This window comes from Gimesia algae (assembly GCF_007746795.1).
GTDB classification, from domain to species: Bacteria; Planctomycetota; Planctomycetia; order Planctomycetales; family Planctomycetaceae; genus Gimesia; species Gimesia algae.
Map to the genome: position 1 here is coordinate 3,715,792 of NZ_CP036343.1, position 12,222 is coordinate 3,728,013.

12 protein-coding genes are annotated in these 12,222 nt (G+C 51.2%); 5 read left to right on the plus strand and 7 right to left on the minus strand.

All coding sequences use genetic code 11. The annotated features are described in order from the left end of the window. Nucleotides 1-60: 60 nt before the first annotated feature. The 3 genes from tnpC to tnpA are packed head-to-tail and all read right to left on the minus strand — an operon-like array spanning nt 61 to nt 2,383. Nucleotides 61-1,635, minus strand: a complete 1,575-nt coding sequence (tnpC, locus tag Pan161_RS13620) for an IS66 family transposase (protein ID WP_232103241.1) — start codon at nt 1,633-1,635, stop codon at nt 61-63. A 44-nt stretch (nt 1,636-1,679) separates the two neighbouring features. After that, nucleotides 1,680-2,042 carry an IS66 family insertion sequence element accessory protein TnpB gene (tnpB, locus tag Pan161_RS13625; RefSeq protein WP_145225997.1) on the minus strand — a complete coding sequence of 121 codons (363 nt, stop codon included), beginning with the start codon at nt 2,040-2,042 and terminating at the stop codon, nt 1,680-1,682. Continuing rightward, the gene (gene tnpA / locus Pan161_RS13630) at nt 2,036-2,383 is read right to left on the minus strand and encodes an IS66 family insertion sequence element accessory protein TnpA (RefSeq protein WP_145225995.1); all 348 of its coding nucleotides are present in this window, start codon (nt 2,381-2,383) and stop codon (nt 2,036-2,038) included. Before tnpA ends, tnpB begins: the two co-directional genes overlap by 7 nt. A 100-nt stretch (nt 2,384-2,483) precedes the next feature. On the opposite strand from tnpA, the gene Pan161_RS13635 reads away from it, so the two are divergent. Continuing rightward, nucleotides 2,484-2,981 carry a hypothetical protein gene (locus tag Pan161_RS13635; RefSeq protein WP_145227829.1) on the plus strand — a complete coding sequence of 166 codons (498 nt, stop codon included), beginning with the start codon at nt 2,484-2,486 and terminating at the stop codon, nt 2,979-2,981. Between the two features lie 67 nt (nt 2,982-3,048). Here the strand turns inward: Pan161_RS13635 and ald are convergent, their stop codons facing one another. Then, nucleotides 3,049-4,155 (minus strand): alanine dehydrogenase, encoded by a 1,107-nt coding sequence (ald, locus tag Pan161_RS13640; protein WP_145227831.1) that lies wholly within the window; start codon nt 4,153-4,155, stop codon nt 3,049-3,051. Nucleotides 4,156-4,292: 137 nt separating this feature from the next. Here ald and nadC point away from each other — a divergent pair, with 137 nt between their 5' ends. Both nadC and Pan161_RS13650 read left to right on the plus strand, forming a co-directional pair. Beyond that, nucleotides 4,293-5,216: a carboxylating nicotinate-nucleotide diphosphorylase gene (nadC, locus tag Pan161_RS13645; protein ID WP_232103730.1), complete on the plus strand. Its 924-nt coding sequence runs from the start codon at nt 4,293-4,295 to the stop codon at nt 5,214-5,216. A gap of 50 nt (nt 5,217-5,266) precedes the next feature. Then, nucleotides 5,267-7,618, plus strand: a complete 2,352-nt coding sequence (locus Pan161_RS13650) for a hypothetical protein (RefSeq protein WP_145227835.1) — start codon at nt 5,267-5,269, stop codon at nt 7,616-7,618. Nucleotides 7,619-7,636: 18 nt separating this feature from the next. Here the strand turns inward: Pan161_RS13650 and Pan161_RS13655 are convergent, their stop codons facing one another. Then, on the minus strand, nt 7,637-7,840 hold the full coding sequence (locus Pan161_RS13655; protein ID WP_145227837.1) for a hypothetical protein: 204 nt from the start codon (nt 7,838-7,840) through the stop codon (nt 7,637-7,639). 312 nt (nt 7,841-8,152) lie between these two features. Here Pan161_RS13655 and trpB point away from each other — a divergent pair, with 312 nt between their 5' ends. Together trpB and trpA are read left to right on the plus strand one after the other, a co-directional pair. Further along, the gene (gene trpB, locus Pan161_RS13660) at nt 8,153-9,358 is read left to right on the plus strand and encodes a tryptophan synthase subunit beta (protein ID WP_145227839.1); all 1,206 of its coding nucleotides are present in this window, start codon (nt 8,153-8,155) and stop codon (nt 9,356-9,358) included. Nucleotides 9,359-9,424: 66 nt separating this feature from the next. Beyond that, nucleotides 9,425-10,246, plus strand: a complete 822-nt coding sequence (gene trpA, locus Pan161_RS13665; RefSeq protein WP_145227841.1) for a tryptophan synthase subunit alpha — start codon at nt 9,425-9,427, stop codon at nt 10,244-10,246. Between the two features lie 95 nt (nt 10,247-10,341). On the opposite strand, the gene Pan161_RS13670 is transcribed toward trpA, so the two are convergent. Further along, complete coding sequence (locus tag Pan161_RS13670; RefSeq protein ID WP_197995864.1) at nt 10,342-10,788, minus strand: ASCH domain-containing protein; 447 nt, start codon at nt 10,786-10,788, stop codon at nt 10,342-10,344. A gap of 7 nt (nt 10,789-10,795) precedes the next feature. Then, nucleotides 10,796-12,190, minus strand: a complete 1,395-nt coding sequence (locus Pan161_RS13675) for an MBL fold metallo-hydrolase RNA specificity domain-containing protein (protein WP_145227845.1) — start codon at nt 12,188-12,190, stop codon at nt 10,796-10,798. Nucleotides 12,191-12,222 lie beyond the last annotated feature (32 nt).

Sequence of the window (12,222 nt, forward strand, 5' to 3'; positions counted from 1 at the left end):
TATCAACGGGCATCGAAAGATATGCCTTTGAGAGTCATGAGTAACTGAATCACTGTCGGTTCAGCGTCGGCGGGTGTAGTGAGCTTCGGGGTGTTGCTTCAGCCATTGGTCCGGCAGCAGTTCTTCCAGACGATCGGAGGCGTGATCGGTTATCCGACTCAGCACATCTCTCAGATAAGCAAACGGTTCTACTTCGTTTGCTTTGCAACTGGCCATCAGACTGTAGTGCACGGCGGCGGCCTCGCCGCCCCGATCACTGCCGACGAATAGATAATTCTTCCGGCCAATAGCACAGGGACGCAAGGTGCGTTCGGCCAGATTGTTGTCAATCGACAGAATGCCCTCTGTACAATACCGCGTAAAACCGGACCAACGACTTAACAGATATTGAATCGCCGCTGCCACCGGACTTTTCGGCAACAGACTGCGCACGGTTTCCGTCAACCAGTCACGGAACTGTTCCAGAATCGGTAACGCCTTTTCCTGTCGTAACTGCCGGCGGTGCTGCCAACAGCGTTCACGACCCTCCGGCTGTGGCAGATCCGACTTCAACTCGTCGGCTTCCCGTTCAATCGCGTATAACTGTTGAATAAACAATAATGCCCGATGGGCGGCTTCCGGCTGCACGGTCCGCGCATCGTAAAACTTACGTCGCGCATGCGCCCAGCACAAGACCTGCTGAATCCTGCCTGACCGGTATAGTTCTTCATAGCCGGCATACGCGTCTGCCTGCAGATAACCGCAAAAGTGTTCTAAAAACGCCTGGGGACCGGCGCGCTCCCGGTTCGGTGTGAAATCATAGACCGAATACGGGTGCGCGGCATCGCCACAGTAAACCCAGAACCGGCCGGTCCGCGTGCGGGAAAGCCGTTGGTCCTGGACGGGAATCGTCGTGTCGTCCGTATGCACGACATGCGACTGTAAAACCCGGTTCTTCATCAGATCGGTTAACGGTTGCAGTAATTCCGCGGTTTCCAGTACCCAGCGGCTCATCGTGCTCCGTGAAAGCTGCACGCCGTTCCGGCTGAGAATCGATTCATGACGATACAGGGGGAGATGGTCTGAGTATTTCCCCACCAGGATCGTTGAGAGCAGGCCGGGCCCGGCAAAGCCTTTGGCAATCGGCCGGGCAGGAGCTGGAGCCAGCGCCACATGCTCTTCACACTCCCGGCACGCGTATTTGAAACGTATGTGTTCGATCACTTTCAGGCTGGCGGGAATGAATTCCAGTTGTTCGTGGCTGACCTTTCCGATCCGCTGCCGTGTCTGGTCACAGCAGGGACAGCGTTTTTCCGATTCGGTCAGGTCATGTTCTACCCGTTCCCGGGGTAGATGATCGGGTAGCTTGTTGCGGCCGCCGCCACGACGGCGATGTGCGGAAACCACAGTGGGAGGAGGTTCATCGTCCTCAGGATCGGCTGTTTCCTCCAGGGTATCGGGTTCGTCAAACAGACTCATTTGATTGGGGGCGATCTTTTCAGAACGGGCACCAAAGCGTTGTCGCAGCAGCCGATCAATGAAATGTTTGAGTTGCTCGACTTCCCGCTGTTGCTCTCCCACGGTCTCACCCAGTTTATGAATCATGTCATGGCAGGATTGGACGTCGTTCGGCAGTGAAGATCGTTTCTGGTTCATGTCCCACGTCTTAACATAATCGTTATCAGGCGGGAACTGTTTTTTTATGAAGTCGATGCTTTTTCTGAAATCTGATAGCGTTTTCTGCGCTGCACGCTGGTCAGGTCGATGCCCTGCAGCAGGAGTGCCAGATCGGTAGAGGACAGTTGCAGGCCGTGTATGCCCTCCGGGCTGGAGAGACGCTGGTATGTGCCCGCTTCCAGCCGCTTGTACCAGATGGCCAGACCATCGTGGTCCCAGTACAGCAGCTTGATGCGATCCTGTTTTTTGTTGAGGAACACAAACAATCCCCCGTCGAGTACGTTTTGCTGCAGGTAGACTTCGGTCATTCGCAGCAGGCCGTCAAAACTTTTACGCATATCAGTGGGGACCGTGCAGAAATAAATGCGGGTCGGCAGATTCAGCATGCGCGCTGCTCCAATGCGGCGAGCACGGTTTCGAGCGTGGTCCGATCACAGCCGTTACCGACGCGAACCGTGGTGCCATGGGAGAAGACGATTTCAATCGACGTGGCAGGGAGATGGACTTCAACGGGCAGAAAGGAAGCTGCAGCGGTTTTCGCGGCATCGCGTTTTTTCAGTTCCCGCCGCCAGTAGTGGTAAGCTGGTTCGCTGAGTCCCTCACGCTGACAGAAGGCACGGATCGAGAGTCCGGACTGCAGTCGGTCTGAAAGGGTTTGTCGCCAGAACGCTTCACGGTTCGGGTTCCGTCGCTGGTCGGCACGCGGGGTTGGCTGGGATGCGGACATCGCTTTTGCTCCTGAATATGCTGGTGATTGAAACACATTCAGAATACGATACACGTCAAGGTGTATTTGGTGGGCCGGTTACGACCCTTCTACCAGAAAGATGATCTCCGCACTGGATATTCAGGTTCTGCAAGCCGCCTATAACAGTGCGGACGGAGCAGTGATCACCCCTCTGAGTGCACCATTGATGGCATCCAGCCTGCGTGACGTTTCAACAACACAATCTGCTCCCGCGATGGAACCCGTTGCTCCCGTCATGAAACCTGTCGTCGCGCCAGAGCAACAGCAGCTCGTGACTGATGCATCACAATCATTGGGACTGCAGGCAGGAACTTTACCTGCCTGGTATCTGGCTCCTTCTCTGCCTCTTTCAAGTTCCAGTCTGATCGTGGAACAATCAGTGGACCAGGATCTCCTGATCGGGTCAATGTTCGATGTTTCCTATGAAACAGATCTATCAGATGATCTGGAACCAGAAGAAAGCACTTTGGAGTTCAATTTCCATCCTGAATTTGATCTGGATGAGGTCCGGGATTCTGATGTAGCCGATGAAGAACTGGACAGCCTGTTTGCTGACTGGACGGGCCCGCTGGTATAAGTGTACCTGCGGCAAATAGATTTCATGTAATATCAAAGAGGTGAGAACCGGTTTCTCACCTCTTTTTTTACGGACAAAACTCTTTCCATTCGATCCCAAAGGTTTCCGCAACAGCACGATTAGTAACCTGCCCCTGATAGACATTTACTGCCGTCAGCAGGCCGTGGTTCTGCGCACAGGCTGCGTTCAATCCCTGACTGGCAAGTTTGAGTGCATACGGTAACGTCACATTACATAATGCATAGGTACTCGTGCGTCCGACCGCACCGGGCATATTCGCAACACAATAATGCACGACACCATCGACGACAAACGTCGGATCAGAGTGCGTTGTGGGTCGGGTCGTTTCGATACAGCCCCCCTGATCGACGGCAACATCTATCAAGACTGCGCCGGGTTTCATCATTTTCAATGCGGACCGGGGAACCAGTACCGGAGCACGGGCACCGGGAATTAATACAGCCCCAATCACCAGATCAGCCAGTTCCAGTTCCATCCGGATATTATGCCGATCGCTGTAGAGTGTATTCACATTCGCAGGCATGATATCTTCGAGATAGCGAAGGCGGTCGACATTGATATCCAGAATCACGACATCCGCCTGAAAACCTGCGGCAATTTGAGCGGCGTTTTTCCCGACCACGCCGCCTCCCAGAATCACAATGTGCGCTGGAGGAACGCCGGGAACTCCTCCGAGGAGAATCCCGCGGCCTAATTGTGGACGTTCCAGATATTTTGCCCCTTCCTGAATACTCATTCTCCCCGCGACTTCACTCATCGGCGTCAACAGAGGCAGTTGGCCATTGGGGCCTTCCAGAGTTTCATAGGCAACGGCAGTGGCTCCCGTCTCCAGAAAACCACGCGTTAACTTCTCATCAGCGGCAAAATGAAAATAGGTAAACAGAATCTGCCCCGGTCTCAATAAAACCCATTCTGCCGGTTGAGGTTCCTTGACCTTGATCACCATATCCGCGCGAGCAAATAATTCCTCTGCAGTTTCTACAATCTCAGCGCCATTCTCTTCATAGAGTTCATCAGGAATCCCGCTGCCCAGACCAGCCCCTCGTTCGATCAGTACGGTATGCCCGGCAGCAGTCAGTTCTTCGGCTCCCACAGGAATCAACGCGACGCGATACTCATCCTGTTTAATTTCACGAGGGACTCCAATAATCATGCTCTTCTCCCAATTACATCTCGGACTGCAGACTGGTATGATACATACCATAGACATTATACGCATTCATTTTATATTATTCGTCTGAAATTCATTGCAGGCTTGAATCTTAAACACTGCACTGGATTAACTATACAGTGACACTTAGCAGGAAAGCTCGTTTTTTAACAGTGACAGTTCCCTTCAATGACATCCAGAAAAATGCAGCCGGTATTCTGATCAAACTCGCTCTGGAAGAAGATCTGCAGCAGACAGGTGACCTTACCTGTCAGGCGCTGATTACCCAGACGGATCAAGCGGAAATTCAGATTGTCGCGCGGCAACACGGCATCCTGGCAGGATCCCCGATCACATCACTCATCTTCAGTGAACTTGACCCCAGTGTGGACTGCACACACCATCTGTCAGACGGTGATACGCTGGAACCAGGCTCAATCGTTACGACATGCGCCGGCCCTCTCGCTTCGATTCTGATTGGCGAACGGACCGTGTTAAACTTTCTGACACACCTGTGTGGAGTAGCCTCGCTCACGGCCCGTTATGTGAAAGCAGTCGCAGGCACGAGCGCAACCATTCTGGATACACGCAAAACTCTTCCCGGCTGGCGCGTGCTGGAAAAATATGCTGTCGCTGCCGGCGGTGGAACCAATCATCGAATGGGCCTGTATGATGGAGTTCTGATCAAAGACAATCATCTGGCTGGCTGGGCTTCTCGGACTTCTCAACCGACAATTGCCGCTGCGATTCAACAGACACGCGAATCCGTCGATGGCCAGAAACCGATCGAGGTTGAAGTGGACACTCTGGATCAACTGGCAGATGCGTTGCAGGCAAAACCCGAGATCGTACTGCTCGATAATATGTCACCAGAGATCATGATACAGGCGATTGAACTGCGGAATGTAAATTCACCGGCAACACTGTTGGAAGCCTCCGGAGGCATCACTCTGGAGAGTATTCAAAGTGTGGCAGAAACTGGCGTCGAACGAATCAGTGTGGGTGCACTCACGCATTCTGCGATTTCACTCGATTTAGGATTCGACTGGAAACGGCGTACTTAATGTCATCCTTTCGACTCAAGACTTCCTTTCACCACAATTAGATCTTCACCATGATTAAACCGGCTGTCAACGAATCCGCTCCGGCCTCTCTCGAGGACCACCCGGGGTATCTGTCTGGTGCAATCGTCTGGATACTGCTGTTTTTTATCATCTTCATCAGTTTCACACTTCCCAACAGTAATCCGGCAACCAGTCGCTGGGACGTATTTACTTATCTTCCTGTTCTGTTAATCGATCTGATTGACCCCCTGCCCGTTGAAAATGCCGCTCCCTCAGGCTGGGCTTTTTTTCCGCAACGATTCCCTTTGATGGGAATCGCACTTACGGTCCTCGCAGGTGCCTGGGGGCTGGGTATCCTGTTGACGCGGCTCATCAAAATCCCGCTGAATCCGTTCACTGCAGAGCGCACTGTCTTCGCTTATGGTGTGGGGATTTCTGTGGTTTCTCTGCTGACACTGGGGGGCGGTCTGCTGGGAATTCTCTCACAATCGCTCTGTTATCTGATGCTGATTCTCTCAGCGGTAGTTGGCATCGGCTCTGCTGTTCAGGAATCAAATCACAAAACCGGGACTGTTTTACCATTCCGGCTCAGGCTGCCGGAAAGCTTTGGATATGAGGAATTGTTTCGCATTGCCTGCTTTCTGCTCATGACTCCGTTTGTACTGAGCATGTTATTGGGATCGATGTTACCTTCCACCGATTACGATGTATTGGAATATCATTTTGGAGGGCCGAAGGAATACTATCAGCAGGGATATATTGGATTTCTGCCGCACAATGTCTACACGAGCTTTCCTTTTCTGACCGAGATGTTGACGCTGCTGGCGATGACATTGAAAGCTGACTGGTTCTCTGGTGCGCAGGCCGGCAAGCTGATTTTAATGACGTTTTCCCTGTTCTCAGCGTTGGCCGTATTTACCACTGCCCGTCGCTGGTTTGGGTCGCATGCTGGCTGGTTGGCGGTAACGATCCTGCTGACGACTCCCTGGACGTATCGGATATCGATCATTGCTTACACGGAAGGTGCGCTCTCTTTTTATCTGATCGCCAGTCTGTTGAGTCTGATCCTCGCGATTGAAATATTGATCAAATGGTCGCAAAGCAAATCGCAAAATGTTGCCAACTCCCAGGCTATCGAGACTGATCCCCCCCCACCTTTATGGGCGTTGACCTGTCTGACCGGCTTTCTGTCTGGCTCGGCAATGGCCTGCAAATATCCGGGCGTTCTATCAGTTGTGATTCCTCTGGGAATGACTTTGCTGGGGTTCAGTTGGGTTCTGTTACAACAGGATAAGAAGCTGCGCAACACTGTCACTATCAAACTGGCTGTGATCTTCTCAGTGGGAACACTGCTCGCTATTGGACCGTGGCTGCTCAAAAATCTGGTGGAGACGGGAAACCCTGTCTACCCTTTACTTTATTCTGTATTTGGTGGAACCGATCTGAGCGAAACACTTAATCAGAAATGGAAAGGCGGACATAGCCCTAAAGACCACAGCCCCATTGATCTGGCGATCAAATTGATTGATGTCACATTCAAAAGCGACTGGTTGAGTCCGCTGTTGTTCAGCCTGTCACCACTGGCATTTTTAAAAACTCAGCATCGTCGTTTGATCTACTGGTTGTGGATTTACGTCGGATTTCTGTTTCTTACCTGGTGGGTATTTACCCATCGGATCGATCGCTTCTGGATACCGATGATTCCAGTAGTGGCGGTGCTGGCGGGGATAGGTGCGACCTGGTGCTCCCGAACGATCTGGAAAGTCTGCCTGTCGATCGCCATCTGTCTGGCAGTCCTGTTTAATCTGGGAATCGCCACGAGTGGGTTGAGTGGTAACAACGCGTATCTGGACGACATGAGCCATGCAGAGAAGTTTGCCCTCGCGATGACCGGGCCGGAAATTCTACAATTGAATCAGATGGATTTAAAACCGGATCAGGTGGTTCTCTCGATCGGTGACGCCGAACTGTTTTATGCAAAGTTCCCCGTCGTGTATAGCACTGTCTTCGACGAAGACGTGTTCAAGCAATGGACTGCACAACTCAAACCGGATGTGCCGGACCGATCGTTGAAAATGAAACCCGCTCAAGAAATCAAAGAGAAATTCAAAACTGAGCAGATTGCATACGTGTATGTGAACTGGGCAGAAATATTAAGGTACCGCCTGCCTGGCTCATACGGATACACTGACTATGTCACTCCTGCTCGCTTTGAACAACTGATTCAAGAAGGTGTCCTCGAACAGCCCTTACCTAACAGGCATAGCTACCGAAAGCTCGACACATTCAGTGAACGTGATTTGAAAGCTTTGCTGGACTGGGCACCGGAACTGATCGTGGATCGCGAAGGTGAGCGTTATTTCATTACAGCTCAAATCTTTCCAGTTGCAACTTCCCCATGAAGTTCTCAAGCGGAACGATCAGCCCACGGGTGGCACAAAGTCGTTAATTTCGCGGCGGGTAGCACGCAGATCCCTGGCAAAATCAGGAATGATGATATCGCTGTCATCCAGATTCTGATAGCCGCGAGGTTTGCTCTCAAGGAGACAAAACCGTTCTAATTCATCGATGTGAATTGAATCGCAATTGATGGCTTCCGCCAGTTTTTCATCTGTCATATTCATATCTAAATCCCCTCCTGTACAGCCTGTGAGGCTGACTGCCCCACAAATCGCATCACGCATTCTATCTGGTTAAAGATGAAAAACCTACAAAATTCTGACTGGACACTTCAACTTTTTTATCTAAAACGTCACAAAACCATGATACCAAAGTACATATATCAACGTTCCAATCCATCAATCCTGCTTTTCCGGAGTGAACCTTCCCTGATTCTAAACCGTCCAACTTGCGGGCATTGACCATCAACCCCCGGAATTCAATAATGGGTTATTGCCACGTTTCATTGAACCTACATTAGTATATCTGAGCCAATTATGACTACGAGTTTATCAAATGTACCTGACGCATCAGGTCGTTTTGGAGAATTTGGTCGACGCTTCGTCCCTGAAACACTGATGCACGCTCTGGAAGAGCTGACCCAGGAATACGAGAAAGCCAGACAGGATCCCTCATTCCAGGCAGAACTGGACGACTTGCTCAAAAACTACGTCGGGCGTCCCAATCCGCTGTATTTTGCTGAGCGACTCACAGACCATTGTGGCGGCGGTAAAATATTCTTTAAACGGGAAGACCTGAATCACACCGGCGCCCATAAAATCAACAACACCATCGGCCAGGCGTTACTGACAATGCGGATGGGAAAAAAACGGGTGATTGCCGAAACCGGAGCCGGCCAGCACGGAGTCGCTTCCGCTGTCGCCTGTGCCCGCTTTGGACTCGAATGTATTGTCTACATGGGTGCAGAAGACATTCGTCGTCAGAAACTGAATGTGTTTAACATGAAAATGATGGGGGCAGAAGTTCGTGGCGTCACCAGCGGGTCACGCACACTCCGAGACGCAGTCAATGAAGCGATGCGTGACTGGATGTCGAGCGTGGAAACCACACATTATATTATAGGCTCCGTCATTGGTCCTCATCCCTTCCCGATGATGGTCCGGGATTTTCAGTCCGTCATTGGAAAAGAATCGCGGGCACAATGCCTGGAACAGACGGGGCGTTTGCCTGATCAGGTCATTGCCTGTGTCGGCGGAGGTTCGAATTCTGCAGGCATGTTTTATCCCTTCATCGATGATGAATCAGTCAAGCTGACTGGCGTGGAAGCCGGGGGAAGAGGTCCAGAACCGGGTGAGCATGCCAGCACACTCAGCTATGGCGCCAAAGGCGTGCTGCATGGCAGTTTTGGCTATGTATTACAGGACGATGATGGCCAGACAATGGACGTACATTCGATTTCTGCAGGACTGGATTATCCTGGTGTCGGCCCTGAACACAGTTACTGGAAAGACTCCGGACGCGTCAATTATACTGCCATCACAGATGATGAAGCCCTCGAAGGCTTCCAGACCATGGCAAAACTGGAAGGTATTATTCCAGCGATTGAGTCATCACACGCCATCGCTCACGCAATTAAAGCGGCCCGGGAATCTGGTCCCGACGAAACGATTGTCGTCTGCCTATCCGGACGAGGCGATAAAGATGTGAATGAAGTGGCCCGCCTGTTAGGTCGGGAAATCTAATCTCGCTGTTTTCCTTGCTCCCTGCATCCATATCCTGATCATTTTCATAAAGTAGTACCGCGAACCGTGACAACATCCATCTCAGAAAAATTCGCCCAGGTCAAATCAGAAAACCGTATGGCCTTCATGCCATTTATCACAGCAGGTGACCCTGATCTGGAAACAACCGTCGATGTCCTGAAAGAACTGGCAGCACAAGGTGTCGACCTGATTGAAGTTGGTTTTCCTTATAGTGACCCAATTGCAGATGGTCCGGTCATTCAGGAGTCATATACTCGCGCACTCAATAATAAATTTCACGTTCACGAACTGTTTGAAAACCTGAAAACGCTCTCTGCGGACAAAGCGGTCAGCCTGCCACCTCTGGTTGCCATGGTTTCCTATGCCATCATCTTTCGCTATGGCGCAGAGAAGTTTTTACAGGAAGCTCTGGGAGCCGGTTTTTCAGGTCTGATCGTACCAGATCTACCCGGTGATGAAGCATCAGACTTTGCAGCGCAGGTTAAAGCCGCAGAACTGGATCTGGTACAACTCGTCTCCCCGCTGACACCGGAGGGCCGAACAAAACGTATTGTGCAGTCCGCCAGCGGATTTATCTATTGTATTTCAGTGGCTGGTACGACTGGCGTGCGCGACGACCTTCCCCCCGAACTGACAGCCCATCTCGAATCGTTACGCGACCTGACCGACCTGCCTTTAGCAGTCGGCTTTGGCATCAGCAATCCGGAGCACGTCAATACGCTCCGTGGAAAAGCCGACGGATTTATCATCGGATCTGCCATCGTCAAACAGTTCGCTGCTTTTTCTGATGACAGTCAGAAACGCGAAGACATCATCGCCCGTATTGGTGACTATGCCGGCAAGATGGCAGCTGCGACCCGCGGCTAGAGCGCATCACATTTAACCATAGCGTCTCACAATCTAGTATACTCGGTCCAAATGACCCTGGAGACGCTACAGTAAAACGGGACACAGTCTAATCTTCAGGCTTTCTTTCTCGTTCCCGGATTTTTGCGGACAAAGGGATAAAACCAGACGCCGTAAGGCAGGTATTCAGGGACGATCGGTTTCTTAAGTCGCTTCGGATTCGTCAGCTTCCAGCCAAATTTTCCTGCGAGAAGTTCGGCGGGTACACCGGCAGCAGAGGCGTGTTTCTCGGTCGCGGGAAATGAATCGACAATTTCTACCGTACCAATCAGAGTTCCTGTCGGGAGCGTGGTTACATCAATGCCTGCTTTCATCGCTGCTTTTTCCGCATGCGGTGGGGTCGCCAGTTTTTTGGACGCATAGACATAAATTGTTCCCCGAATTTTTGTCTGACTGGAGCGAATCTCAATGGTCTTTTCGCCACGCAGAATCAGTTCTGCCCAGGGTTGCCTGATGCCTAAGGCCGGCAGACTGTGATCGGGGTGTGTAATCGATTTGGTCATCAAAGCACTACACTTCAAAAGATTCATGATACTGGGGAATCACCGGGTCCTCATCACACTGATCGCGGATTAATGCTGCCAGGGCAGTCGCCGATTCTGGTTCGCCGTGTACTAGAAAGACCTGCCCGATATTGCCGCGCTTTGCCGATCCCTCATACCACCACTTGAAATCCTCGACATCCGCATGCCCGGACAGACCGCTCAATTGAACCACCTTGGCTTTGACTTCGTAGTAACGGTCGAATATTTTGACCTTCGGGTCTTTATTCTGTAAGCGCCGACCTAAGGTATGCGCGGCCTGATAGCCCATGAGCACCACGGTATTTTCTACATTAGAGATACCGTTTTTCAGATGATGTCGCACACGGCCATTTTCACACATCCCGCTCCCGGCAATGACAACGAATGCTCCTTTGCGTTTATTCAGGGCAATACTTTCTTCACGCGAGGAAACATAATCCAGCAGAGAAAAACCGAATGGATCCCGGTCTGATGAGATCACTTCCCGTACATCATCATCCATATCCTGGAGATGGGCACGGAAGACTGAGACCAGCCGCGTCGACAGGGGACTGTCTACAAAAATGGGAATATGAGGAAGTCGTTTTTCATTGTAGAGATCATTCAGGTAATAAATAATCTGCTGCGTACGACCGAGACTGAACGCAGGAATGATGACACGCCCTTCCAGTCGATAGGCTTCATCCAGTATCTGGAATAACTCTTCCTTGACATCTGAAGCTTTTTCATGGACTCGATTTCCGTACGTACTCTCTGAAATCAGTACATCACAACCTGCAATCAATTCCGGATCTCTGAGTAAAGGCAATTCACGTCGGCCCAAATCACCGGTAAAGACCAGATGCCGCCACTCACGCTGGTCTTTGATTTTCAGTTCGATGATGGCAGACCCCAGAATATGACCTGCATCCAGAAAACGCACCTTAAGATCCTCACCCAATTCGTGCCATTCCTGATAATCCAGACGCTCAAACAGTTTGGCAACACCCGTTACATCGTCTTCGGAATAGAGTGGTTCGATGGGCGGATGTTTGTCTGTCAGTTTTCGTGCAAGATAACGCGCATCTTCTTCCTGAATCCGCGCGCTGTCCTTCAGCATTATCTCGGCAATATCCGCCGTCGCCGAAGTGCAGAAGACTGGTCCTCGAAATCCTTTATTGAACAACCGTGGCAAATTCCCGCAGTGATCCATATGGCCGTGTGAGAGGAAGACCGCATCCAGGGATTCGGGAGGATATGCAAAGTGACTGTTTTTCAAGTACGCTTCTTCCCGGTGCCCCTGAAACAGGCCACAGTCCAGCAAAATACGGCGGGAGTCAGTTTCGATTAAATGCTGGCTGCCCGTGACTTCTCCAGCAGCTCCCAAAAACGTAATTTTCATCTATGGCTTCATTTCCAGATTAAGAAACAGGA

Excerpts from the sequence above, each read along its gene's own strand:
- tnpC (WP_232103241.1), bottom strand. The coding sequence starts at position 1,635 with ATGAACCAGAAACGATCTTCACTGCCGAACGACGTCCAATCCTGCCAT.
- tnpB (WP_145225997.1), bottom strand. The coding sequence starts at position 2,042 with ATGCTGAATCTGCCGACCCGCATTTATTTCTGCACGGTCCCCACTGAT.
- tnpA (WP_145225995.1), bottom strand. The coding sequence starts at position 2,383 with ATGTCCGCATCCCAGCCAACCCCGCGTGCCGACCAGCGACGGAACCCG.
- Pan161_RS13635 (WP_145227829.1), top strand. The coding sequence starts at position 2,484 with ATGATCTCCGCACTGGATATTCAGGTTCTGCAAGCCGCCTATAACAGT.
- ald (WP_145227831.1), bottom strand. The coding sequence starts at position 4,155 with ATGATTATTGGAGTCCCTCGTGAAATTAAACAGGATGAGTATCGCGTC.
- Pan161_RS13650 (WP_145227835.1), top strand. The coding sequence starts at position 5,267 with ATGATTAAACCGGCTGTCAACGAATCCGCTCCGGCCTCTCTCGAGGAC.
- Pan161_RS13655 (WP_145227837.1), bottom strand. The coding sequence starts at position 7,840 with ATGAATATGACAGATGAAAAACTGGCGGAAGCCATCAATTGCGATTCA.
- trpB (WP_145227839.1), top strand. The coding sequence starts at position 8,153 with ATGACTACGAGTTTATCAAATGTACCTGACGCATCAGGTCGTTTTGGA.
- Pan161_RS13670 (WP_197995864.1), bottom strand. The coding sequence starts at position 10,788 with ATGACCAAATCGATTACACACCCCGATCACAGTCTGCCGGCCTTAGGC.
- Pan161_RS13675 (WP_145227845.1), bottom strand. The coding sequence starts at position 12,190 with ATGAAAATTACGTTTTTGGGAGCTGCTGGAGAAGTCACGGGCAGCCAG.